The organism is Pseudomonas sp. BNK-44-b (assembly GCF_047456245.1).
Lineage (GTDB): Bacteria > Pseudomonadota > Gammaproteobacteria > Pseudomonadales > Pseudomonadaceae > Aquipseudomonas > Aquipseudomonas machongensis.
This window is the reverse complement of record NZ_CP179908.1, coordinates 3,401,727-3,425,313: the sequence shown is the minus strand read 5'-3', so window position 1 is coordinate 3,425,313 and position 23,587 is coordinate 3,401,727. Positions and strand designations below refer to the sequence as shown.

Annotated in this window: 18 protein-coding genes; 12 read left to right on the top strand and 6 right to left on the bottom strand. The window is 62.6% G+C overall.

What is annotated here, in order from left to right; genetic code table 11:
* Nucleotides 1-37 precede the first annotated feature (37 nt).
* Entirely contained in the window at nt 38-1,969 is a 1,932-nt protein-coding gene (locus ACMGGG_RS15700) for an ATP-binding cassette domain-containing protein (RefSeq protein ID WP_112898836.1), read from the top strand.
* Between the two features lie 60 nt (nt 1,970-2,029).
* Here the strand turns inward: ACMGGG_RS15700 and ACMGGG_RS15695 are convergent, their stop codons facing one another.
* The gene (locus tag ACMGGG_RS15695) at nt 2,030-2,470 is read right to left on the bottom strand and encodes a universal stress protein (RefSeq protein WP_063545638.1); all 441 of its coding nucleotides are present in this window, start codon (nt 2,468-2,470) and stop codon (nt 2,030-2,032) included.
* Between the two features lie 109 nt (nt 2,471-2,579).
* On the opposite strand from ACMGGG_RS15695, the gene ACMGGG_RS15690 reads away from it, so the two are divergent.
* From ACMGGG_RS15690 to ACMGGG_RS15660, 7 genes are all read left to right on the top strand, one after another.
* A complete protein-coding gene (locus ACMGGG_RS15690) occupies nt 2,580-3,017 on the top strand; it encodes a hypothetical protein (RefSeq protein ID WP_063545637.1) in 438 nt (145 codons plus the stop codon).
* Nucleotides 3,018-3,488: 471 nt separating this feature from the next.
* Nucleotides 3,489-5,636, top strand: a complete 2,148-nt coding sequence (gene fadB, locus ACMGGG_RS15685) for a fatty acid oxidation complex subunit alpha FadB (protein ID WP_063545636.1) — start codon at nt 3,489-3,491, stop codon at nt 5,634-5,636.
* Nucleotides 5,637-5,666: 30 nt separating this feature from the next.
* Complete coding sequence (fadA, locus tag ACMGGG_RS15680) at nt 5,667-6,842, top strand: acetyl-CoA C-acyltransferase FadA (RefSeq protein ID WP_054894450.1); 1,176 nt, start codon at nt 5,667-5,669, stop codon at nt 6,840-6,842.
* Between the two features lie 78 nt (nt 6,843-6,920).
* The gene (locus ACMGGG_RS15675; RefSeq protein WP_054894449.1) at nt 6,921-7,172 is read left to right on the top strand and encodes a DUF1653 domain-containing protein; all 252 of its coding nucleotides are present in this window, start codon (nt 6,921-6,923) and stop codon (nt 7,170-7,172) included.
* A 100-nt stretch (nt 7,173-7,272) separates the two neighbouring features.
* Complete coding sequence (gene topA, locus ACMGGG_RS15670; RefSeq protein ID WP_063545634.1) at nt 7,273-9,882, top strand: type I DNA topoisomerase; 2,610 nt, start codon at nt 7,273-7,275, stop codon at nt 9,880-9,882.
* Between the two features lie 89 nt (nt 9,883-9,971).
* Nucleotides 9,972-10,493, top strand: coding sequence for a DUF6586 family protein (locus ACMGGG_RS15665; RefSeq protein ID WP_054894447.1), 522 nt, complete (start codon nt 9,972-9,974; stop codon nt 10,491-10,493).
* A gap of 51 nt (nt 10,494-10,544) precedes the next feature.
* Nucleotides 10,545-10,778 carry a hypothetical protein gene (locus ACMGGG_RS15660; protein WP_011534820.1) on the top strand — a complete coding sequence of 78 codons (234 nt, stop codon included), beginning with the start codon at nt 10,545-10,547 and terminating at the stop codon, nt 10,776-10,778.
* Between the two features lie 50 nt (nt 10,779-10,828).
* Here ACMGGG_RS15660 and sulA read toward each other — a convergent pair whose 3' ends face one another.
* A complete protein-coding gene (gene sulA / locus ACMGGG_RS15655) occupies nt 10,829-11,305 on the bottom strand; it encodes an SOS-induced cell division inhibitor SulA (protein ID WP_054894446.1) in 477 nt (158 codons plus the stop codon).
* Between the two features lie 13 nt (nt 11,306-11,318).
* A complete protein-coding gene (lexA, locus tag ACMGGG_RS15650) occupies nt 11,319-11,927 on the bottom strand; it encodes a transcriptional repressor LexA (protein WP_054894445.1) in 609 nt (202 codons plus the stop codon).
* A 241-nt stretch (nt 11,928-12,168) separates the two neighbouring features.
* On the opposite strand from lexA, the gene ACMGGG_RS15645 reads away from it, so the two are divergent.
* The 3 genes from ACMGGG_RS15645 to nagZ are packed head-to-tail and all read left to right on the top strand — an operon-like array spanning nt 12,169 to nt 14,468.
* A complete protein-coding gene (locus ACMGGG_RS15645; RefSeq protein WP_054894444.1) occupies nt 12,169-12,882 on the top strand; it encodes a TetR/AcrR family transcriptional regulator in 714 nt (237 codons plus the stop codon).
* A gap of 40 nt (nt 12,883-12,922) precedes the next feature.
* Nucleotides 12,923-13,447 carry a L,D-transpeptidase family protein gene (locus ACMGGG_RS15640; RefSeq protein WP_414154027.1) on the top strand — a complete coding sequence of 175 codons (525 nt, stop codon included), beginning with the start codon at nt 12,923-12,925 and terminating at the stop codon, nt 13,445-13,447.
* Nucleotides 13,448-13,469: 22 nt separating this feature from the next.
* Nucleotides 13,470-14,468, top strand: coding sequence for a beta-N-acetylhexosaminidase (gene nagZ, locus ACMGGG_RS15635; RefSeq protein ID WP_204360771.1), 999 nt, complete (start codon nt 13,470-13,472; stop codon nt 14,466-14,468).
* A gap of 52 nt (nt 14,469-14,520) precedes the next feature.
* On the opposite strand, the gene ACMGGG_RS15630 is transcribed toward nagZ, so the two are convergent.
* The 3 genes from ACMGGG_RS15630 to mfd all read right to left on the bottom strand — a co-directional run bounded on the left by ACMGGG_RS15630 (nt 14,521) and on the right by mfd (nt 21,867).
* The gene (locus ACMGGG_RS15630) at nt 14,521-17,421 is read right to left on the bottom strand and encodes a DEAD/DEAH box helicase (RefSeq protein ID WP_414155818.1); all 2,901 of its coding nucleotides are present in this window, start codon (nt 17,419-17,421) and stop codon (nt 14,521-14,523) included.
* Between the two features lie 411 nt (nt 17,422-17,832).
* The gene (locus ACMGGG_RS15625) at nt 17,833-18,408 is read right to left on the bottom strand and encodes a CsiV family protein (RefSeq protein ID WP_063545628.1); all 576 of its coding nucleotides are present in this window, start codon (nt 18,406-18,408) and stop codon (nt 17,833-17,835) included.
* Between the two features lie 9 nt (nt 18,409-18,417).
* Entirely contained in the window at nt 18,418-21,867 is a 3,450-nt protein-coding gene (gene mfd, locus ACMGGG_RS15620) for a transcription-repair coupling factor (RefSeq protein WP_323453745.1), read from the bottom strand.
* Nucleotides 21,868-22,034: 167 nt separating this feature from the next.
* On the opposite strand from mfd, the gene ACMGGG_RS15615 reads away from it, so the two are divergent.
* The gene (locus tag ACMGGG_RS15615) at nt 22,035-23,498 is read left to right on the top strand and encodes a glyceraldehyde-3-phosphate dehydrogenase (protein WP_054894439.1); all 1,464 of its coding nucleotides are present in this window, start codon (nt 22,035-22,037) and stop codon (nt 23,496-23,498) included.
* The last annotated feature ends 89 nt before the right edge of the window (nt 23,499-23,587 follow it).

Here is a 23,587-nt window from a genome sequence, read left to right as displayed (position 1 = left end):
GTCAGGTAGAATGCGCGCCCGGTTTTTGGAGATGATCATGACCCTGCTCAAATTCAGCGATGTGTCCCTCGCGTTCGGCGCCATGCCGCTGCTGGACAAGGTGTCCTGGCAGATCGCCCGTGGCGAGCGGGTGTGCATTATCGGCCGTAACGGCACCGGCAAGTCGAGCATGTTGCGCCTGGTCAAGGGTGAGCAGAAACCCGACGAAGGGGAAATCTGGCGTGCGCCGGCACTGAAGATCGGTGAGCTTCCGCAGGAATTGCCGGTGGCCGACGATCGCAGTGTGTTCGATGTGGTCGCCGAGGGCCTCGACGGCGTCGGTGCGCTGCTTGCCGAATATCACCACCTGAGCCAGAACATCCAGAATGATGCCGACCTGGACAAGCTGATGCATGTCCAGCATGAGCTGGAGGCCCGCGACGGCTGGCGTCTGCAGCAGGTCGTGGAGAGCACCCTGAGCCGCCTGCAACTGCCGGCCGACAAGACCCTCGCCGAGCTGTCCGGCGGCTGGCGCCGTCGCGTGCTGCTGGCCCAGGCGCTGGTGTCCGAGCCTGACCTGCTGCTGCTCGACGAACCGACCAACCACCTGGACATCGGTGCCATCGCCTGGCTCGAAGAGGCCCTGAGCGGCTTCAACGGCGCTGTGTTGTTCATCACTCACGACCGCTCGTTCCTGCAGAACCTGGCCACGCGGATCCTCGAGCTGGACCGCGGTGGGCTGATTGACTGGAACGGCGACTACGCCAGCTTCCTGGTGCACAAGGAGGCTGCGCTGGCCGCCGAGGAAACCGCCAATGCGCTGTTCGACAAGCGCCTGGCCCAGGAAGAGGTCTGGATCCGCCAGGGCATCAAGGCCCGGCGTACCCGTAATGAAGGCCGTGTGCGTGCCCTCAAGGCCCTGCGCGTGGAGCGCAGCGAGCGTCGCGAGCGCCAGGGCAGGGCGAACATCCAGATCGAGGTCGCCGACAAGTCCGGCAAGCAGGTGATGGTGCTGGAAAACGTCAGCTTCGCGCACCCTCAGGGGCCGAAGCTGGTCAAGGATTTCTCCATGGTGCTGCAGCGCCAGGACCGTATCGGCCTGCTCGGCGCCAACGGCACCGGCAAGACTACCTTGCTCAAGCTCATGCTGGGTGACCTGGAGCCGACCGCCGGCAAGGTCGATCGCGGCACCAAGCTGGAGGTGGCCTACTTTGACCAGATGCGTCACCAGCTCGACCTCGAGAAGACGGTGATCGACAACCTCGCCGAAGGTCGCGACTTCATCGAGATCGATGGTCAGAATCGCCACGTGCTGAGCTACCTCGGCGACTTCCTGTTCAGCCCCCAGCGTGCACGCACGCCGGTCAAGGCGCTGTCTGGTGGTGAACGTGCGCGTCTGTTGCTGGCCAAGCTGTTCAGCAAACCGGCCAACTTGCTGGTGCTGGACGAGCCGACCAACGACCTGGACGTCGAGACGCTCGAGCTGCTCGAGGAAGTGCTGTCCAACTTCAAGGGCACGGTACTGATGGTCAGCCACGACCGGGCCTTCCTCGACAACGTGGTCACCAGCACGCTGGTGTTCGAGGGTGAGGGCAAGGTGCGTGAGTACGTGGGTGGCTACGAAGACTGGATCCGCCAGGGGGGCTCGCCGAAGCTGCTGGGCGTGACCGAGAGCAAGGGCGGCAAGTCCGAGCTCAACAGTGCGGTGGTCGAGAAGGTTGCGGTCGAGGTCGCCCCGGAGCCCGCGGCGCCTGTGGTGGCCGACAGCAGCAAGAAAAAGCTGAGCTATAAACTGCAGCGTGAGCTGGAGATGCTGCCTGGGCAGATCGATGCGCTGGAGCAGAAGATGGCGGTGCTGCAGGAAGAGGTGAACGCGCCTGGCTTCTATCAGCGGCCGATTGGCGAAACGTCGGACGTACTGGCCAAGCTCGAGAAGTTGCAGGCCGAGCTGGATGTGCTGGTCGAGCGCTGGGCCGAGCTGGAAGGTTGAGTCGATCGAGCCGGCCCTATCGCGGGACAAGTCGCAGCGATAGGGCCGGCTCGGGCTATATCATTCTTTCTTCTGCAAGCGCACCGCCAGTACATCGCACGGTGCCCCATGCAGCACGTCATTGGCCGTAGAACCCAATAGCAGCGCCAGACCATGGCGGCCATGGCTGCCGACCACGATCAGGTCGCACTTCTGATCCTTGGCCAGTTGGTGGATTTCCTGGCGCGGCTGGCCGTAGATCAGGTGCGAATCGCCGCGATTGATGTCTGGATATTTGTTGAACAGGCGATCCATGCGTTCCTTGGCTTGGTCGAACTGCTGTTGCTGCAGTTGCGACAGGTCCATCGGCACGTCGCCACCAAATGCCATGGCCATCGGCTCGACGATATGCACCAGGGAAACCTTGGCTCCGTTGGGTTCGGCGAGCTTCATGGCACGCTTGATCACCGGGTCGCATTCCTCGGTCAGGTCGACGGCAACCAGAAGATGTTCGTAGGACATGAGCGGCACTCCTGACAATCGCAATAGTGAAAGTATGGTCGCTTTCTGGCAGGTCTTGCGTGAAAAAGACTAACCCGCTCATTTGCAACGCTTTATGGGAACTACAGATATGACGGTATGGCTGGTGGTGTCAATCCTTGCGCTGATTCTCAGCCCGTTGGCCTGGTTGCGACCGTCGCGCAAGCAGAGCGAACAGATGAGTTTGCGCCTGGAGGGGCGACGCATGGGCCTGGCCATGCAACTGGCGCCCCAGCAGTGGCCGCACTGGCTGCAAAGCGAGCCCCCAAGCCCGTGTCCGCAGTATCACCGAGGCCGGCGCAAGGGGCGTGAGGATAGCTGGTGCTATTGGCAGGTCAGCCCGGGAGTGTGGTGGAACAAATGGCGTGAGCCGTGCGAGGAGCCGCGTCTGGCGGAGTGTTTTGCGCGGTTGCCGGCCAACGTCTACAAGGTGGAGGCCGATACCCGCATGATCGCCTTGTACTGGAGCGAGCGCGGGGAAAAATCTGTATTGCAGGATATTGCCCACACCCTCGAAACCCTCGCCTGAGGCATGCGCAAAAAAAAAGTGGGAGCAGGGCAACCCTGATCCCACAGTGGTGAAGCTGGCCAGGCAGGCCGGGAAAACATTCGATTCGAGGGCAGTGTAGACCCTTGTCTCGAATGTGCGCATGAAAAATCAGCAGGCTGGCAGCGCAACTAACCTCACCAGCCATTGGCCGATCGTCGACATGAATGATCGACAATCACTGTCATCATGCTTTATCCCCTGGTGTTACAAAATGACTGGAAAGTCGCGTTTTCCGGGTGCTTTTGAGCATTTGACAACGCCGACCTTTTCGGAGAATGTGTGCGTACCCAAATCAAACGGGCGTATGAATTGAGCGTTTGTATGTTCACATCGCTCGTACAGAATCCCGACTATCGCGCTGACGGGTGTGCCTGGGGGAGGGCTTGAAGATGGCCTTCCTGCCAGTGATCGGCGTGTACAGTTCAGCTTCCATATCGTGGAGATCAGTTGATGATTTACGAAGGTAAAGCCATCACGGTTAAGGCTCTTGAAAGCGGCATCGTCGAACTGAAGTTCGACCTCAAGGGTGAGTCCGTCAACAAATTCAACCGCCTTACCCTGAACGAGCTGCGTCAGGCCGTGGATACCATCAAGGCCGACGCTTCCATCAAGGGTGTGATCGTCAGCAGCGGCAAGGACGTGTTCATCGTCGGTGCCGACATCACCGAATTCGTCGACAATTTCAAGCTGCCCGAGGCCGAGCTGGTGGCCGGCAACCTGGAAGCCAACCGTATCTTCAGCGACTTCGAAGACCTCGCGGTGCCGACCGTCGTGGCCATCAACGGCATCGCCCTGGGCGGCGGCCTGGAAATGTGCCTGGCGGCGGATTACCGCGTCATGTCCAGCAGCGCCAAGATCGGCCTGCCGGAAGTCAAGCTGGGCATCTACCCAGGCTTTGGCGGCACCGTTCGCCTGCCGCGTCTGATCGGCTCGGACAATGCCATCGAGTGGATCGCCTCGGGCAAGGAAAACCGCGCCGAAGACGCCCTGAAAGTAGGTGCCGTCGATGCCGTGGTCGCGCCTGAACTGCTGCAGGCCGGTGCTCTGGACCTGATCAAGCGCGCCATCGCCGGTGAGCTGGACTACAAGGCCAAGCGTCAGCCCAAGCTCGAGAAACTCAAACTCAACGCCATCGAGCAGATGATGGCCTTCGAAACCGCCAAGGGTTTTGTCGCCGGTCAAGCCGGCCCGAACTACCCGGCCCCGGTCGAAGCCATCAAGACCATCCAGAAGGCCGCCAACTTTGGCCGTGACAAGGCCTTGGAAGTCGAAGCTGCCGGTTTTGCCAAGTTGGCCAAAACCTCGGTCGCCGAGAGCCTGATCGGCCTGTTCCTGAACGATCAGGAACTCAAGCGCAAAGCCAAGGCCCACGACGAGATCGCTCGTGACGTGAAGCAAGCCGCCGTACTCGGCGCCGGCATCATGGGCGGCGGTATTGCCTACCAGTCGGCGGTCAAGGGCACGCCGATCCTGATGAAGGATATTCGCGAGGAAGCTATCCAGCTGGGCCTTAACGAAGCGTCCAAGCTGCTGGGCAAGCGCGTCGAGAAAGGCCGCCTGACCCCGGCGAAGATGGCCGAGGCCCTCAACGCCATTCGCCCGACCTTGTCGTATGGCGATTTCGCCAACGTCGACATCGTCGTCGAGGCTGTGGTCGAGAACCCGAAGGTCAAGCAGGCGGTGCTGGCCGAGGTGGAAGGGCAGGTCAAGGAAGATGCGATTCTGGCGTCGAACACCTCGACCATTTCGATCAACTTGCTGGCCAAGGCGCTCAAGCGTCCGGAAAACTTCGTTGGCATGCACTTCTTCAACCCGGTGCACATGATGCCGCTGGTCGAAGTCATTCGTGGCGAGAAGTCCAGTGAAGTGGCTGTCGCCACCACCGTGGCCTACGCCAAGAAAATGGGCAAGAATCCGATCGTGGTCAACGACTGCCCGGGCTTCCTGGTCAACCGCGTACTGTTCCCGTATTTCGGTGGCTTCGCCAAGCTGGTCAGCGCAGGCGTCGATTTCGTGCGTATCGACAAGGTCATGGAAAAGTTCGGCTGGCCGATGGGCCCGGCCTACTTGATGGACGTGGTCGGCATCGACACCGGCCACCATGGTCGTGACGTGATGGCAGAGGGCTTCCCGGACCGCATGAAGGACGACCGCCGCTCCGCCGTCGACGCCCTGTACGAAGCCAATCGCCTGGGTCAGAAGAACGGCAAGGGCTTCTATGCCTACGAGACCGACAAGCGCGGCAAGCCGAAGAAAGTCGCCGATGCGTCCGTGCTGGACGTGCTCAAGCCGGTGATCTTCGAGCAGCGTGAAGTCAGTGACGAGGACATCATCAACTGGATGATGGTGCCGCTGTGCCTGGAGACCGTGCGTTGCCTGGAAGATGGCATCGTCGAAACTGCAGCCGAGGCGGACATGGGCCTGGTCTACGGCATCGGTTTCCCTCCCTTCCGCGGTGGTGCGCTGCGCTACATCGATTCGATCGGTGTCGCCGAGTTCGTTGCCCTGGCCGACAAGTACGCCGATCTGGGTCCGCTGTACCACCCGACTGCGAAGCTGCGTGAAATGGCCAAGAACGGCCAGCGCTTCTTCAACTGAACGGCCACGAGCTAGAGCGAGATTATTGATATGAGCCTGAATCCAAGAGACGTGGTGATTGTCGACTTCGGTCGCACGCCGATGGGCCGTTCCAAGGGTGGCATGCACCGCAACACCCGTGCCGAGGACATGTCGGCGCACCTGATCAGCAAGCTGCTGGAGCGCAACGACAAGGTCGATCCGAAAGAGGTCGAGGATGTGATCTGGGGCTGCGTCAACCAGACCCTGGAGCAGGGGTGGAACATCGCGCGCATGGCGTCGCTGATGACCCCGATCCCGCACACTTCCGCTGCGCAGACCGTCAGCCGCCTGTGCGGCTCGTCGATGAGCGCGCTGCACACCGCTGCCCAGGCGATCATGACCGGCAACGGCGATGTATTCGTGATCGGTGGTGTCGAGCACATGGGGCACGTCAGCATGATGCACGGCGTCGACCCGAACCCGCACCTGTCCTTGCACGCTGCCAAGGCTTCCGGGATGATGGGCCTGACTGCGGAGATGCTCGGCAAGATGCACGGCATCACCCGTGAGCAGCAGGACCTGTTCGGCCTGCGTTCGCACCAGTTGGCCCACAAGGCCACGGTCGAGGGCAAGTTCAAGGATGAGATCATCCCGATGCAGGGCTACGACGAGAACGGCTTCCTCAAGGTCTTTGATTACGACGAAACCATTCGCCCCGAGACCACCCTCGAGGGCCTCGCTGCGCTCAAGCCGGCGTTCAACCCCAAGGGTGGCACTGTCACCGCTGGCACCTCGTCGCAGATCACCGACGGTGCCTCGTGCATGATCGTCATGTCCGGCCAGCGTGCCATGGACCTCGGCATCCAGCCATTGGCCGTGATTCGTTCGATGGCAGTAGCCGGTGTGGATCCGGCGATCATGGGTTATGGGCCGGTGCCTTCGACTCAGAAAGCCCTCAAGCGCGCGGGTCTGACCATCGCCGACATCGATTTCTTCGAGCTCAACGAAGCCTTCGCCGCACAGGCCCTGCCAGTGCTGAAGGATCTGAAAGTGCTCGACAAGATGGATGAGAAGGTTAACCTGCACGGCGGCGCCATCGCCCTGGGCCACCCGTTCGGTTGCTCCGGTGCGCGGATTTCCGGCACTCTGCTCAACGTCATGAAGCAGAATGGCGGTACGCTGGGTGTTGCGACCATGTGTGTCGGCCTGGGTCAGGGTATCACCACTGTCTTCGAACGCGTCTGATCGCTTCGCAGGACAGCAGCCGGGGCCTTGTGCCCCGGTTTTTGTTTTTTACAGGATTTGTTCAAGAGGGTGAGCAGCATGCAGATACAACCAGGCGTATACCGGCATTACAAAGGGCCTGAGTACCGTGTCTTCAGCGTTGCGCGGCACTCGGAGAGCGAAGAGTGGATGGTGTTCTACCAATGCCTGTATGGTGACTATGGGTTTTGGGTGCGGCCACTTTCGATGTTCCAGGAGTCGGTCGAGGTTGACGGCGAGCAGGTGCCACGCTTTGCTTTGGTCAAGGCCGAAGAGGGGCTTGCGGCACTGGCCGGGAAGCCTCGCGAGTGAACGACCGCGCTTGACCTCACTCTTTTGCCACTATATATAGCGGTGCCGCGTCCGGCACCTGACGCGTTTTTCATCTTCAGATTCAGGAATACTCCGATCCATGGGCAAATCGCTGGTCATTGTGGAATCCCCGGCCAAGGCCAAGACCATCAACAAGTACCTGGGCAGCCAGTACGTGGTGAAGTCGAGTATCGGCCACATCCGAGACCTCCCCACCAGCGGTTCGGCCAGTACGGCCAAGGAACCGGCGGCCAAGCGCGGCAAGACCGCGAGTGAGGCTCCGGCGCTGACGCCGAAGGAGAAAGCCCGGCGCCAACTGGTGGCGCGCATGGGTGTCGACCCAGAGGCCGGCTGGAAGGCCAAGTACGAGATCCTTCCCGGCAAGGAGAAGGTGATCGACGAGTTGCGTCGTTTGGCCAAGGATGCCGACACCATCTATCTCGCAACCGACTTGGATCGCGAGGGGGAAGCCATTGCCTGGCACCTGCGCGAAGCCATCGGGGGAGACGACAGCCGCTACAAGCGCGTGGTGTTCAACGAAATCACCAAGAAGGCCATTCAGGAGGCGTTTTCGCAGCCTGGTGATCTGGATATCGCCCGGGTCAATGCCCAGCAGGCGCGGCGCTTCCTAGACCGCGTGGTGGGCTACATGGTTTCGCCGCTGCTGTGGTCCAAGATCGCCCGTGGCCTGTCCGCCGGCCGTGTGCAATCGGTGGCTGTGAAGCTGGTGGTCGAGCGGGAGCGCGAGATCCGTGCGTTCAATCCCGAAGAGTACTGGGAGGTCCATGCTGACCTGGGCACGGCGAAGAACGCCAAGGTGCGCTTCGAAGTGGCGCGCGAGAACGGTGAAGCCTTCAAGCCGTTGAACGAAGCGCAGGCCATGGCGGCGCTGGAGAAGCTCAAGGCTTCCAGCTACAGCGTGGTCAAACGTGAAGATCGCCCGACCAGCAGTAAGCCATCGGCGCCTTTCATCACCTCGACCTTGCAGCAGGCGGCGAGCAACCGCCTGGGCTTCGGGGTGAAGAAGACGATGATGATGGCCCAGCGTCTGTATGAAGCCGGCTACATCACTTACATGCGTACCGACTCGACCAACCTGTCGACTGATGCCGTTGAAATGGCGCGCAGCTACATCGAAAGCGAGTTCGGCAAGCAGTACCTGCCGGCCGCTCCGGTCGTCTACGGCAGCAAGGAAGGCGCACAGGAGGCGCACGAAGCGATTCGTCCGTCCGACGTCAACACCCACCCGAGCAAGCTCAGTGGCATGGAGCGTGATGCCGAGCGCCTGTACGAGCTGATCTGGCGCCAGTTCCTGGCCTGCCAGATGCCACCGGCGCAGTACCTGTCCACGAGCGTCACCGTGGCGGCTGGCGATTTCGAGTTGCGTGCCAAGGGCCGTATTCTCAAGTTCGACGGTTACACCCGTGTGTTGCCACAACAGGCCAAGCCGGGCGAGGACGACGTGCTGCCGGAAATGGGGCAGGGTGAGACGCTCAAGTTGATCCAGCTCGACCCAAGCCAGCACTTTACCAAGCCGCCGGCGCGTTTCACCGAGGCGAGCCTGGTCAAGGAAATGGAAAAACGTGGTATCGGTCGTCCGTCGACCTATGCAGCGATCATTTCCACCATCCAGGATCGCGGCTATGTGACCCTGCACAACCGCCGCTTCTATTCCGAGAAGATGGGCGACATCGTGACCGAGCGCTTGTCCGAAAGCTTCTCCAACCTGATGGACTACGGCTTCACCGCCGGCATGGAAGAGAATCTCGATGACGTGGCCCAGGGCGAGCGTGACTGGAAAAACGTGCTCGACGAGTTCTACGGTGATTTCAGCAAGAAGCTGCAGACAGCAGAGTCCAGCGAAAACGGCATGCGAGCCAATCAGCCGACCCTGACCAACATTGCCTGCAAGGAATGCGGTCGGCCGATGATGATCCGTACCGCCTCGACCGGGGTATTCCTGGGCTGCTCGGGTTACAGCCTGCCGCCGAAGGAGCGCTGCAAGGCCACCGTCAATCTGGTGCCGGGTGACGAGATCGCAGCTGACGACGAGGGTGAATCCGAGTCGCTGGTGCTGCGTGGCAAGCACCGCTGCCCGATCTGCTCGACGGCGATGGACGCTTACCTGCTCGACGAGAAGCACAAGCTGCATATCTGTGGTAACAACCCGGATTGCCCTGGCTACGAGATCGAAGAGGGTAGCTACCGCATCAAGGGCTACGAAGGGCCGAGCCTGGAGTGCGACAAGTGCGGCAGCGAGATGCAGCTCAAGACTGGCCGCTTCGGCAAGTTCTTCGGTTGCACCAACCCGGCGTGCAAGAACACCCGCAAGTTGCTCAAGAGCGGCGAGGCTGCGCCACCGAAGATGGACAAGGTGGACATGCCGGAGCTCAAGTGCGAGAAGGTCGACGACACCTACGTGCTGCGTGACGGCGCTTCGGGGTTGTTCCTGGCGGCCAGCCAGTTCCCGAAAAATCGCGAGACCCGTGCGCCGCTGGTGCTGGAAATCATCCCGCACAAGCATGAGATCGATCCGAAGTATCACTTCCTCTGTGACGCACCGCAGAAGGATCCGGACGGTCGTCCTGCGGTGATTCGCTACAGCCGCAAGACCAAGGAGCAGTACGTGCAATCCGAGGTCGATGGCAAGCCGACAGGCTGGAAGGCGTTCTACGACGGCAAGGCGTGGAAGGTCGAAGACAAGCGCTGATTCGTCGGTGTTGTAATTGGGGCCGCTTTGCGGCCCCAATCATTTATGATGCAGCTATTCGCCTTGCTGCCCATGGGAGGTCATCCGAAATGGCCCAGGAACTCTACACCCGCACCAACCAGAAACTGTTCTTTGCAGGCCTGGCTCTTGAGTCCATGGCCAAGGCCGAGCAGAGCCAGGCCATGAATGCCCAGGGCCTGATCCAGGCTGAGCGCGAGGCGGCGGTGTTCCATTTGTATGGGGCGTTGCTCGGGCTGTGCCATGAGATTGCCGGCTTCTATCGTCTGCCCCAGGCGAACGCCGCGCGTGCAGAGCTGTTGCTTAACGATGACACGCTGAAGACCGTCGCCATTCCGGAAATGGCCGAGATGCTTGAGCTGGCACGCCAACCGCAGACCTGGCTGGCGCAGTTGATCAAGGCTTATGCCGATTTGTTCCAACCACCGGTCGCGAAGAAAGTCGCCAAGACAGATGTCACGCAGCCGTTGATCCAGGCTGTCAATCTCGATGAAGTCGAGGATGTCGTGCTGTCTCGGGCGGAGTTGGAGCGCTGGCGGCAGGACCTAAAAGGGCTTGTAAGACGTTTCCGAGAAGCGTTGAGTGAGTGCTGACAGTCGGCGCGGCTGGTACACTACTCGCCTTTCGTGAACAGCAGGCCCTTTATGTCAACGTCCTTTCTAGAAATTGTCGAATTGCCTGATGGCCGGATCGAACTGCGCCGTGCCGAGGACGAGGGTTCGCTGGTTACCCTGGATTTCTCCGAAGATGCCAAGGCATTTCTTCAGGGGCAGCATGTAGAAGTGGCCAAAGCCATGCTCAGCGTTGGGGTGCAGATGGCAGGTAAGCTGGTCGAAGGTGACTTCGAGCGTGATGAGGGACCGCGGGTTCTGCACTGAACACGCCAGTTGGGCCATCACTGCAGTGCGTCACAGGCAAAGCCTGGACATCAGCCGAGGCGGATGTTCAGGCTTTGTGCGTTTCCGCAGGTGGCGGCACGAACGAGCTGCTGGCGGATGCTGGCATTGACGTTGCCGAACCAGCTGACCACCGTGTGGCTATGACCCAGGCGTAGCGCTTCGCAGGCCAGTTGCAGGGCGCTCTGGTTGCTTCCGGGTTGCAGCAGCAGGATGCGTTCGCGATTCAGGCCGGCGTCACGCAGCCAGGTTTGTGTGAGACTCGCCGGCGGTGCGATCAGTGTCAGCCAGCGTGCGTCATCTTCTTCGCTCAGCTCGCGCAGGATAGGGGCCAACAGGCTCTGGCAGTGCCCTGGCGCGCCGCGCAGGGACAGTTCACTGAACAGTTCTGGTTGGCCGGGCTTGCGCGACTGCTCGCGACTTTTCAGGCCTGGCAGTACCGGCTGTGCGAGAAAGGCTTCGAACAATGGCAATTGTGCGGGCTGCGATAAATGGGCGGACTGCTGCATGACGCCTCCTGGATCAGCGGCGAATGACGCCGACGCTCAAGCCCTCGATCACCAGTTCCTGATCTTTCAGGTCGACTTCGATGGGGGCGAATTCGGGGTTTTCGGCAATCAGCCAGACTTTGCTGCCCTCGCGCTTGAAGCGCTTGACGGTCACTTCGTCACCGATGCGGGCGACCACGATCTGGCCGTTGCGGGCTTCGCGGCAGGTGTGCACGGCGAGCAGGTCGCCGTCGACGATGCCGATATCCTTCATGCTCATGCCGTGAACGCGCAACAGGTAGTCGGCGCGAGGATGGAAGAAGGCTGGATTGATATTGCAGGATTCCTCGATGTGCTGCTCGGCGAGGATCGGGGCACCTGCTGCAACACGGCCGATGATCGGCAGGCCGCTGTCGTCAGGCTTGGCTTCGAGACCCGGGATGCGAATGCCGCGGGAGGCGCCTGGCGTCATCTCGATGGCGCCCTTGCGCGCCAAGGCCTTGAGGTGCTCTTCGGCGGCATTGGGCGATTTGAACCCTAGCTCTTGTGCGATTTCTGCGCGGGTAGGCGGGAAGCCGTTGTCTTCAAGGCAACGTTTGATGAAGGCCAGGATCTCGGCTTGGCGTGGCGTCAGTTTCAGCATGGCGAGTGGCTCTGTCTTTTTATACAGTGACTGGGATTATATACAGTACAAGGCCTGCTGCAAGCACCACGCTTGAAGAAAATCGCCGAGGTCTTCCAAGCGTTGTGCCCAGCCCTTGATATTTGTGGCTTGCAGCTTGAGCTCCGGCGCTTTAAAAAGGGCGACCGTCGGGTCACCGAACCTTGACATGCGCGTGCTTGAAACGTATGTTTCAAACAACTGTTTGTCAGGCGGATAAGTCATGGCCCAATCGGAAACCGTTGAACGCATTCTCGATGCTGCCGAGCAGCTGTTCGCGGAAAGAGGTTTCGCGGAAACTTCGTTGCGTTTGATCACTAGCAAGGCCGGGGTCAACCTGGCGGCGGTGAACTACCATTTCGGCTCCAAAAAGGCGCTTATCCAGGCGGTCTTCTCGCGCTTCCTCGGTCCGTTCTGTGCCAGCCTGGAGCGTGAACTCGAGCGCCGTCAGGCGCGCCCTGAGCAGAAGCCGACGCTCGAAGAACTGCTGGAGATGCTGGTGGAGCAGGCCTTGGCCGTGCAGCCGCGCAGCAACAACGACCTGTCGATCTTCATGCGCCTGCTGGGCTTGGCCTTCAGTCAGAGTCAGGGCCACCTGCGCCGCTATCTTGAAGACATGTACGGCAAGGTGTTCCGGCGCTACATGCTGTTGGTCAACGAAGCGGCACCGCGTATTCCCCCCATCGAGCTGTTCTGGCGCGTGCATTTCATGCTGGGTGCCGCCGCGTTCAGCATGTCCGGTATCAAGGCGCTGCGCGCCATCGCTGAAACCGATTTCGGCATCAACACTTCGATCGAGCAGGTCATGCGCTTGATGGTGCCGTTCCTCGCCGCCGGCATGCGTGCCGATAGCGGGGTAACCGACGAGGCCATGGCGGCCGCGCAACTGCGGCCACGCAGCAAGAGCGCAGCCACCGGCGCGCCAGCCAAGGCTTGAACACTGGGCGGGGCAGGGCGCTTCGGCTAAGCTAGCGCCCATGCCCGACCTTGATTTCCTGCACATCTCCCTCGCTGACCAACGCCTTTACGGATTTTCCCGGGGGACGTTGTGCGTGCGCCTGGACGTTTCCACTGCACGTCTGGGGGCGGGTGAACTCAAGGGTTCTGGCTGCACGCCGCGTGGCCTGCATCAGGTCAGGGCGAAGATCGGCGCCGGATTGCCGCAAGGGGCTGTGCTCAGCAGCCGACGCTGGACCGGTGAAGTCTGGTCGCCCGCCTTGCACGCGCGATCTCCAGGCCGTGACTGGATCCTCACCCGCATCCTCTGGCTCAGTGGCTGTGAGCCAGGCGTCAACCGCCTGGGACGGGTCGATACCTTTCGTCGCTACATTTATCTGCACGGCACGCCGGACAGCGAACCGCTGGGCGTGCCGTTGTCCCATGGCTGCGTGCGCCTGCGCAACCGCGAGCTGTTGGACCTGTTCGAGCGCGTGCCGGTCCATTGCCCCGTGCGCATAAGCGAGGCTGCCTGCCCGCAATGGGCCTCTCTGGATATTCAATGAAGGACACCCTATGACTGCCAGCCTGCAAGGCTCCCTGATGGTGGATATCGCCGGTCAATGGTTGACCGCCGAGGATCGTCACCTCCTGCGCCAGCCCGAAGTGGCCGGTCTGATCATCTTTGCCCGTAACATCGACAGCCCACGCCAGGTGCGCGAGCTGTGCGCCTCGATCCGTGCTATTCGTCCTGACCTGATCCTGGCGGTCGATCAGGAAGGTGGTCGGGTCCAGCGTCTGCGTCAGGGCTTCGTGCGTTTGCCGGCCATGCGTGCCATTGCCGACAATGCCAACGCCGATTACCTGGCCGAACAATGCGGTTGGCTGATGGCCACCGAAGTTCTGGCGGTCGGCCTGGACCTGAGTTTCGCACCGGTACTGGATCTTGATCACCAGCGCAGCGCGGTCGTGGGCAGCCGTGCCTTCGAAGGGGATCCGCAGCGTGCCACGCAACTGGCCGGTGCCTTCATTCGTGGCATGAACGCGGCTGGCATGGCGGCCTGCGGCAAGCACTTCCCCGGACATGGCTGGGCGGAAGCCGATTCGCACGTGGCGATCCCCACCGATGAGCGCAGCCTGGAGCAGCTACGCCAGGCTGATCTGGTACCGTTCACTCGCCTCAGCGGCCAACTGGCAGCAGTGATGCCGGCGCATGTGATCTATCCGCAGGTCGACAACCAGCCGGCGGGCTTCTCGCGGCGCTGGCTGCAGGACATCCTGCGCGGCGAGCTGGGCTTTGAGGGGGTGATCTTCAGTGACGACCTGTCCATGGCTGGCGCGCATGTGGTGGGCGATGCCGCCAGTCGCATCGAGGCAGCGCTGAGTGCCGGTTGCGACATGGGGCTGGTGTGCAATGACCGAGCTGCGGCGGAGCTCGCGCTGAGTGCGGCGCAGCGCTTGAAGGTGCGGCCGTCGCCGCGCATCGCCGGCATGCGTGGGCAAGGCTTCGCGCGCACCGACTACCGCCAGCAGCCGCGCTGGCTTGAGGCGCTGGGGGCGTTGAAGGACGCGCAGCTGGTGGATTGACCGTGGTGTTCACTTCGCGGGCAAGTCGGGACGCGAAGGGGACGCCCCGGATTCAGCGCCCTCGCTTGCCCGGCAGCGGGGCGAACAGTGCCTCGATTTCTTCATCCCCGAGCCGCCACTGACCGGCCTGCCCGCCATCGAGCAGACCGGCCGCCAAGGCGGCTTTCTCTTGCTGCAACTGCTGGATCTTTTCTTCCACCGTGCCGCGGGTGATCAGCTTGTAGACGAACACCGGCTTGTCCTGGCCGATACGGTACGCGCGGTCGGTTGCCTGGTTCTCGCTGGCCGGGTTCCACCAGGGGTCGTAGTGAATCACCGTATCGGCAGCGGTCAGGTTCAGGCCTGTGCCACCGGCCTTGAGGCTGATCAGGAATACTTCGCTGTCGCCGTTCTGGAACTGTTGAACCGGCGCGCGGCGATCGCGGGTGTCACCGGTCAGCAGGCTGTAGCGAATGTCGCGCTTTTCCAGTTCCTGCTCGATCAGTGCGAGCATCGAAGTGAACTGGGAGAACAGCAGCACTCGGCGACCTTCGCTGAGCAGTTCCTCGAGCATTTCCATCAAGCTGCCCAGCTTGCCCTTGTCGGCTTGATTGCCCTTGGCTTCCACACCCTTGACCAGACGCAGGTCACAGCACACCTGGCGCAGCTTGAGCAAGGCATCGAGGATGACGATCTGGCTGCGTGAGGCGCCATTGCGGGCGATTTCATCGCGCACCTTCTTGTCCATGGCCACGCGCACCGTTTCGTAGGTGTCGCGCTGTGCGTCGCTGAGGTCCACCCAGTGAACCATCTCGCTCTTGGCCGGCAGCTCTCGGGCCACCTGCTCCTTGCTGCGGCGCAGCAGGAAAGGGCGTACGCGGCTGGCCAGGTGGGCCAGCCGCTCGCGGTCGCCATGACGTTCGATGGGGGTGCGGTAATCCTGGTTGAAGCGTTTCTGATCGCCCAGCCAGCCGGGCATCAGGAAGTGGAAGATCGACCATAGCTCACCCAGGTTGTTCTCCATGGGTGTGCCGGTCAGGCAAAGGCGCTGGTTGGCCTGCAGCTCCCGGGCGGCCTGGGCGGCCTTGCTGGTACTGCTCTTGATGTTCTGTGCTTCGTCCAGCACCAGCACGTGCCAGGGTTGGGCCTGCAATGGCTCGAGGTCGCGTGGCAGCAGGGCGTATGTGGTCAGGATCAGGTCGTATTCGTGCAGTGCACCAAAGAACCGGGTGCGTCCGGGGCCGTGCAGGGCCAGAACGCGCAGATTGGGTGCGAAGCGCTGTGCTTCGTCCAGCCAGTTGGGCACAAGGCTGGTGGGCATCACTGCCAGGGCTGGATGGTTCAGGCGCCCGGCTTCTTTTTCCAGCAGCAGATGGGCAAGGGTCTGCAGGGTCTTGCCCAGACCCATGTCGTCGCCGAGGATGCCACCGGTGCCCATCTCGCGCAGGGCTTGCAGCCAGTTCAGGCCCTGCTGCTGATAGGGGCGCAAGGTCGCGGCCAGCCCCTTGGGTGGCTCGACTTCCAGGTCACGCGCATCGCGCAGGCGCCGGCCGAGATCGCGCAGTTGTTCGCCACCTTCCCATTGCAGGGGCAGGTGCTCGATATCGTTCAGGCGTGCCGCATCGGCGCGCTCCATGCGCAGCGTCGGTCCGCTGGCATCCTCGTGCAGATACAGCTCGCCGAGGGTGCCCATCACTGCCTTGATCCGGCCGTAGGGCAGGGCGACCCGCATGGCCGGGCTGTCCAGGCGACCGCGGTTGAGGTCGATCAACAGGTGTTCATCGTCGCCGCGCCGCGCAAGTTCGCTGGGGCGCAGCAGTTCGGGGCTGCTGCGCAGCAACTGCAGGACGATCGGCAGCAGGCTATGGCGCTGGCCGTCGACGACGATGCCCAGTTCCAGATCGAACCATTCGTGGCCGGGGGCTTCCTGAATGTTGGCGTACCAGTCCTCCACGTCGTGGAGGTTGAAGGCGAAGTCACGGTGGATGTCCACCTTCCAACCTGCCTCGCGCAGTCGCAGCAGGTCTTCGCGGGCGAAGCGCAGCCAGGTCTCGTCGTCGGGCAGTTGGAACATTTCGCCGGCGCTGTCGGGCAGGGCCTTGCTCTGACGTGTGGCAGGCTTGAAACCGAGTTTGTGCAGGGTGTCGCGCAGGCGTTTTTCATGCTGCGGCTGGCGACGAATATGCTGGCTGGTACTGTCCACCAGGCGGCTCAGCGGCTTGTCGTCGGGGCCGCTGGCGCGCAGCCCGTCGTAGTCGAACGACAGCGCCGCGCGATGCTGCATCTGGCGCTGCATGCGTCCGGTCTTGGGCGTGTAGGCGCTGAATTCCAGGCTGCCAAGGGTGAGGTGTGGTGTGGGTTCGATGTCGTCGAGCAGTTCCTGCTTGACCGTTGTCGGGGTCGGCAGTTGGTGGTTCAGGGCGTTGAGCTTGTGGCTGAGTGGCACGATCAGGTGTTCCGGTACATCGGGTGCGAGCGAGAGCTGGATGGCGGTGTGCGGGTCGAGACTGTGGGCGACGGTACCGACTTCACTGGTCATGACGTCGAAGTAAAACAACGGCACCAGCGGCAGGACGCAAAGCAGCGGTTTGTCGGCGTTGTACCACATGCCGCGGTATTCGCCGCTGTCCAGGCGCACCCAGCGAAATTCCGCCTGGCGCTCCTGGCCGCGGCGCAGCAGCGGCAATTCTTCCATGAACATCAGGCGTCCGGTTTCCAGCACCCGTTGCAGTAGCTCGCCGCCTTCCTGGCCTTTTAGCACGTAGCCGCGCTCCTGGCCGTAGGGGGCGTTCTGTGCGGACAACTGGCGCAGGATGCGCAGGTCTTCTTCCTTGACGAACTTGGGCGGCTCGTAGAGCAGTTCATACAGCGATTGCACCCGGCTGTAGCGTATGTCGCCATCGTTGCGAGTGCCCTTGCGCACGCGCAGGGCGCAGCCTTGATCGCCCAGCAGCATGAGCTGGTAGCAGACCATGCGTCCGCGCTTGTCTTCTTCAGGCCGGTGGGGGGTGGCGCGTTGCTCTAGGCCCTGCAGCCAGTGTTGCAGGTGGTGCGGCAGGTGATCGCTGGCCGCCGGTTGTGCCGTATGGCGGTGGGCGAGCGTGTAGAGCACGGCGGCGCAGTGCTTGCAGTTCTCGCCGACCGGGCAGGTGCACTGGCCGCGAACATGACAGTGTCCGGCGGAGTTGAAGGTGATGGTAATCCGCTGACGATAACGGTTGTCGCCGTTGCCGCTGCAGGTTGCCTCGATACGTGCGTCGCCGTGGGAGAGAATCTCTACCCTCCCTTGCTCGGCATAGCGCTCACCGCGCTGCAGAGCGCCGGCGTTGAATTCGCGCTTCCAGCTCGGGTTTTCCGCAACCTGCTTCTGCACGTCACTCACGTGTCACTGCTCCATCATCTCCGGGTCCATCGTTGGCAGCTTGCGCATGCCAGCCGGTGCGACCCTGATCAGCAGCGCCAGGTGGCCCCCGTCGAGGAAGGTCAGCTGGCCGTTTTTCACATTGCTGTTGCTTTGCTTGAATTGCTCGCTGCGCAGCACGCTGCCGTTGCCGTCCAGGTCGTTGACCCAGAAGTTGGCCTCGATGCGGGTGAAGCGGCCCTCGGCGATGCTCAGGTTGCCCTCGATGGGGAAGTGCCCGAACTGCTCGTCACCGGCGCCCACGGCGATGCGGCTGGGCTCGCTGCCCACCTGCTGCTGCCAAGCCTTGTGCAGCAGCACAGTGTAGTCGGCAGTGGCTTGCAGGCGGGTGGCTTCGTCGACCAGTGCCAGTGGGCGTTCGGCGTCCTTGGCCAGGCGTGGGGCGCCGGCGCTCCAGTTCTCGGGGGCGAACGGGCTGGTCACGGCAGGCACGGCATTCTGCCGCAGGAGGAGGATTTCCACCTGATAAGGGCCTTCGGCGAAGGCCGTCACTGGCGCGATGAGCGACAGCAACAAGGTCAGGCAACGAATGGCACGCATGGAGCTTCCTTAATTTGACTGTGGGGCCAGGCGCTCGAACAGCGCCTCGAGAGTGTTGAAGCGTTCTTCCGGGCGTTCCATGGGCACCAGGAAGCGGAACTGGGTCGCGCCTTCGAACTTGTAGCGCTTGGGCTGGCCCTGGATCAGCTTGATCAGGGTCAGTGGATCGACCGGCGTTTCGGCCTCGAACTCGAGCTTGCCGCCATTGGGGCCGGCATCGACCTTCTTGATGCCAAGCTTCTCGGCCTGCAGTTTGAGCAGCGTCAGGCGCATGAGGTTCTTGGTCGGCTCGGGCAGCAGGCCGAAGCGGTCGATCATCTCCACCTGCAGGTCCTTGAGGCCTTCTTCGTCGGCCGCCGAAGCGATGCGTTTGTACAGGATCAGGCGGGCGTGTACATCGGGCAGGTAGTCCTCGGGGATCAGCGCCGGCAGGCGCAGGTTGATCTCCGGGCCGCCGCCCAGTGGTTGCTCGAGATTGGGTTGGGTGCCCTTGCGGATCGCCTTGACCGCGCGTTCGAGCATCTCCATGTAGAGGGTGAAACCCACTGCCTGGATCTGCCCGCTCTGGCCTTCGCCGAGCAACTCGCCGGCGCCGCGGATCTCCAGGTCGTTGGTGGCCAGCACGAAGCCTGCGCCCAGGTCCTGGGTGTTGGCGATCGCCTCCAGGCGTTTCTCGGCATCGCCGCTGATCTGTTGGCGTGGCGGGGTGAGCAGGTAGGCGTAGGCCTGGTGGTGGCTGCGTCCGACCCGGCCGCGCAACTGGTGCAACTGGGCCAGGCCGAACTTGTCGGCACGTTCGATGACGATGGTGTTGGCACTGGGTACGTCGATGCCGGTCTCGATGATGGTCGAGGCAATCAGCACGTTGAAGCGCTTGTGGTAGAAGTCGCTCATCACCTGTTCGAGCTCGCGCTCGCGCATCTGCCCGTGGCCAATGCCGATGCGCGCCTCGGGCACCAGCTCGGCGAGGTCGGCGGCGCATTTCTCGATGGTTTTCACGTCGTTGTGCAGGTAATAGACCTGGCCGCCACGCAGCAGCTCGCGCAGCAGCGCCTCCTTGACCGTGCTCTTGTTCTGCTCCATGACGAAGGTGCGCACCGACAGGCGTCGAGCCGGCGGGGTGGCGATGATCGATAGGTCGCGCATGCCGGCCACGGCCATGTTAAGGGTGCGCGGGATTGGCGTGGCGGTGAGGGTGAGGATGTCCACCTCGCTGCGTAGCGCCTTGAGCTGTTCTTTCTGGCGTACGCCGAAACGGTGCTCTTCGTCGATGATCGCCAGGCCCAGGTCCTTGAAGCGCACATCGTCCTGCAGCAGCTTGTGGGTGCCGATGAGGATGTCGATCTTGCCTTCGGCAAGGTCTGCGGCGGCGGCGGCCACTTCCTTGGCGGACTTGAAGCGGCTCATCACCTCGACCGTCACGGGCCAGTCGGCAAAGCGATCACGGAAGCTGTTGTAGTGCTGCTGGGCGAGCAGGGTGGTGGGTACCAGGACCGCGACCTGGCGGCCGCTGTGCACGGCGATGAAGGCTGCGCGCATGGCCACTTCGGTCTTGCCGAAGCCGACATCGCCACACACCAGCCGATCCATGGGCTTGGCGGCGAGCATGTCGAGGCGCACGGCCTCGATGGCTGCCTGCTGGTCGGGCGTCTCTTCGAAGGGGAAACCGGCGCTGAAGGTGGCGTAGTCGGCGGCCGGGTCGGCGAAGGCGTAGCCCTTGCGCGCAGCACGGCGGGCATAGATGTCGAGCAGCTCGGCGGCCACGTCGCGCACCTGTTCGGCGGCCTTGCGCTTGGCTTTCTGCCAGGCTTCGGAGCCGAGTCGGTGCAGCGGCGCCAGGGCGTCGTCGCTGCCGGTGTAGCGGGCGATCAGGTGCAGGTTGGCCACCGGCACATAGAGCTTGGCGCCCTCGGCGTATTCAAGGGTGAGGAACTCGGCGGCCTGGCCGTCGATCTCCAGGGTGGCCAGGCCCAGGTAGCGGCCCACGCCGTGATCGATGTGCACCACAGGGGCGCCTTCGCGCAGCTCGGTGAGGTTCTTGATGACTGCATCGTTGGCCGCTTCGCCGCGCTTGTCGCGACGTCGGCGCTGCATCACGCGCTGGCCGAACAGCGGGCTTTCAGCCACAAGGGCCAGGCTCGGGTCATCCAGCAGCAAGCCGTCATCGAGTGGGGCGATGGTGATCGCCAGGCGCTCGCTGCCGGTGATGAAGTCAGCCCAGCCCTCGACGGTATGCGGGCGCAACTTCAGGCGTTCGAGCAGCTCCAGCAGCACCTCGCGTCGGCCTGCCGATTCGGCGGTGAACAGCACCCGGCCGGGGAACTGGTCGAGGAAGTTCGACAGCTCTGCCAGCGGCTGGTTGGCCTTGGCCTCGATGGCCAGGTTGGGCAAGGCGCGGGCCGGGAAGCGTTCGCGGCCTGCGCCCTGTTCGAGTTCGTCGGCGCTGACCACCACGCGCGGCCATTGCTTGAGGCGGGCGAAGCAGTCCTCGACCGGCATGAACAGCTCGGCCGGTGGCAGCAAGGGGCGGCTGAGGTCGCCGCGGCGCTCTTCGTAGCGCCCGCGTACGTCGTTCCAGAAGTGTTCGGCGGCCTGCTCGACGCCCGGCAGGGAGAATACCTGGGTGTCTGCCGGCAGGTAGTCGAAGAGTGTCGCGGTCTCTTCGAAGAACAGCGGCAGGTAGTATTCGATGCCGGCCGGAATGATGCCGCTGGTCAGGTCCTGGAAGATCGCGCTGCGCCGGAAGTCGACGTCGAAGCGCTCTCGGAAGCGGGCCTTGAAGCGTGTCACCTCATCCTTGTGCATGGGGAATTCGCGGGCCGGCAGCAGGCGGATCGAGTCGACCTTGTCGATCGAGCGCTGGGTCTCCGGGTCGAAGGTGCGCAGGGTCTCGATCTCGTCGTCGAACAGGTCGATGCGATACGGCGCCTTGCTGCCCATGGGGAACAAATCGATCAGCGCGCCGCGCACGGCGAATTCACCATGCTCGTAGACCGTGTCGACGCAGCGGTAGCCGCTGGCTTCCAGGCGGGTGCGCATCTGCTCGACGTCGATCTTCTGGCCCACGTCCAGCACCAGGCTGCTGCCCAGCAGGAAGCGGGTCGGGGCCAGGCGGTGCAGGGCGGTGGTGATCGGCACCACGAGAATGCCGTGGTCCAGCTCTGGCAGTCGGTAGAGGCTGGCAATGCGCTGGGAGATGATGTCCTGGTGCGGCGAGAACAGGTCGTAGGGCAGGGTTTCCCAGTCGGGGAACGGCAGCACCGGGAGCTGCGGGGCGAAGAAACGCAGCTCCTGTTCCAGCCGATCGGCGGCCTGGCTATCGGCAGTCAGCAGCAGGGTGAAGCGCCCGGCGCTGCTGGCGGCCTCGGCGATGGCGAGACTGAGGGCGGCACCTGGCAGGTTGCCCCAGGTTTGTTTGCCGGCCGTGGCCGACAGTTGCGGAAGGCGCAGAACTGACACGGAAGATCCGACTCCAAGCGTTGCGGCAAAGAGGTCAAGTGTACCGGCGACGCTCCTCGCTGTCAGGCTCGAAAGGGCATGACGGCTGGCTTCGCGGGTAGCGACAGGCGCTCATTGCCCGATACGCATCGGGGCGTCATAATGTAGCCCCTTTTTTCTGTCCCTACATGTGGAAGGTTCCCGTGACTCAGAAGCCCGACCAGTGTCTTGGTGAGTGGATCGATCGTGAAGCCCTGGCTGAAGCGATGATCCCGCTTATCGGTCAGCTCTACCGCAACAACAACGTGGTGAGCTCGATCTATGGCCGCAGCCTGATCAACCGTTCGGTTATCTCGATCCTCAAAGCCCATCGCTTTGCACGTCACCGTCAGACCGACGAGACCGAACTGTCCGTACACGAGACATTCCCCCTGCTCAAAGCCATGAGCGAGCTGAAACTGGGCGCCGCTTCGGTCGACCTGGGCAAGCTGGCCAACAAGTTCAAGCAGGAAGGCAACGGTCGCACTGCCGAGCAGTTCGTTCGTGAAGAGCTGGCTGAGGTGGTGGGCCAGCAGAACGCTTCGGCGCGCAAGGGCACCGACGTCGTCCTGTACGGCTTCGGCCGCATCGGCCGCCTGCTGGCGCGCATCCTGATCGAGAAGACCGGTGGTGGCGACGGCCTGCGCCTGCGCGCCATCGTCGTGCGCAAGGGCGCCGAAAACGACCTGGTCAAGCGCGCCAGCCTGCTGCGCCGCGACTCGGTTCACGGCCCGTTCGATGGCACCATCACCATCGATGAAGCCAACAACACCATCACTGCCAACGGCAACCTGATCCAGGTCATCTACGCCAAGAGCCCGAGCGAAGTCGACTACACCCAGTACGGCATCGACAACGCACTGATCGTCGACAACACCGGCGTCTGGCGCGATGCCGACGGCCTGGGCCAGCACCTGGCCTGCCCGGGCGCTGCCCGTGTGATCCTCACCGCACCTGGCAAGGGCGCGCTGAAGAACATCGTGCACGGCATCAACCATGGCGATATCGCTGCCGATGACAAGATCATCTCCGCGGCATCCTGCACCACCAACGCCATCGTGCCGGTGCTCAAGGCCATCAACGATCAGTACGGCATCGTCAACGGCCACGTCGAAACCGTTCACTCGTTCACCAACGACCAGAACCTGATCGACAACTTCCACAAGGGCAGCCGTCGCGGTCGTGCCGCGCCGCTGAACATGGTCATCACCGAAACCGGCGCCGCCACTGCCGCTGCCAAGGCACTGCCAGTGCTCAAGGGCAAGCTGACCGGCAACGCCATTCGCGTACCGACGCCGAACGTGTCGATGGCCATCCTGAACCTGAACCTGGAAAAGGCCACCAACCGCGAGGAGCTCAACGAGTACCTGCGCCAGACCGCCATGCACTCGGAACTGCACAAGCAGATCGACTACGTCAGCTCCCAGGAAGTGGTTTCGACCGACTTCGTTGGCTCGCGCCACGCCGGTGTGGTCGATGCCGAAGCGACCATCTGCAACGATAATCGTGTTGTCCTGTACGTCTGGTACGACAACGAATTCGGTTACAGCTGCCAGGTCGTTCGCGTGATGGAAGAGATGGCCGGTGTGAACCCGCCAGCGTTTCCACGCTGATAGGCTTGTAAGGCCATGAAAAAACGGGAACCTTCGGGTTCCCGTTTTTTTATGTCGTGTCTGTGCCGGCACTGCCACGGTAAACGCTG

Excerpts from the sequence above, each read along its gene's own strand:
- ACMGGG_RS15700 (WP_112898836.1), top strand. The coding sequence starts at position 38 with ATGACCCTGCTCAAATTCAGCGATGTGTCCCTCGCGTTCGGCGCCATG.
- ACMGGG_RS15695 (WP_063545638.1), bottom strand. The coding sequence starts at position 2,470 with ATGTCCTACGAACATCTTCTGGTTGCCGTCGACCTGACCGAGGAATGC.
- ACMGGG_RS15690 (WP_063545637.1), top strand. The coding sequence starts at position 2,580 with ATGACGGTATGGCTGGTGGTGTCAATCCTTGCGCTGATTCTCAGCCCG.
- fadB (WP_063545636.1), top strand. The coding sequence starts at position 3,489 with ATGATTTACGAAGGTAAAGCCATCACGGTTAAGGCTCTTGAAAGCGGC.
- fadA (WP_054894450.1), top strand. The coding sequence starts at position 5,667 with ATGAGCCTGAATCCAAGAGACGTGGTGATTGTCGACTTCGGTCGCACG.
- ACMGGG_RS15675 (WP_054894449.1), top strand. The coding sequence starts at position 6,921 with ATGCAGATACAACCAGGCGTATACCGGCATTACAAAGGGCCTGAGTAC.
- topA (WP_063545634.1), top strand. The coding sequence starts at position 7,273 with ATGGGCAAATCGCTGGTCATTGTGGAATCCCCGGCCAAGGCCAAGACC.
- ACMGGG_RS15665 (WP_054894447.1), top strand. The coding sequence starts at position 9,972 with ATGGCCCAGGAACTCTACACCCGCACCAACCAGAAACTGTTCTTTGCA.
- ACMGGG_RS15660 (WP_011534820.1), top strand. The coding sequence starts at position 10,545 with ATGTCAACGTCCTTTCTAGAAATTGTCGAATTGCCTGATGGCCGGATC.
- sulA (WP_054894446.1), bottom strand. The coding sequence starts at position 11,305 with ATGCAGCAGTCCGCCCATTTATCGCAGCCCGCACAATTGCCATTGTTC.
- lexA (WP_054894445.1), bottom strand. The coding sequence starts at position 11,927 with ATGCTGAAACTGACGCCACGCCAAGCCGAGATCCTGGCCTTCATCAAA.
- ACMGGG_RS15645 (WP_054894444.1), top strand. The coding sequence starts at position 12,169 with ATGGCCCAATCGGAAACCGTTGAACGCATTCTCGATGCTGCCGAGCAG.
- ACMGGG_RS15640 (WP_414154027.1), top strand. The coding sequence starts at position 12,923 with ATGCCCGACCTTGATTTCCTGCACATCTCCCTCGCTGACCAACGCCTT.
- ACMGGG_RS15630 (WP_414155818.1), bottom strand. The coding sequence starts at position 17,421 with ATGGTCTGCTACCAGCTCATGCTGCTGGGCGATCAAGGCTGCGCCCTG.
- ACMGGG_RS15625 (WP_063545628.1), bottom strand. The coding sequence starts at position 18,408 with ATGCGTGCCATTCGTTGCCTGACCTTGTTGCTGTCGCTCATCGCGCCA.
- ACMGGG_RS15615 (WP_054894439.1), top strand. The coding sequence starts at position 22,035 with ATGTGGAAGGTTCCCGTGACTCAGAAGCCCGACCAGTGTCTTGGTGAG.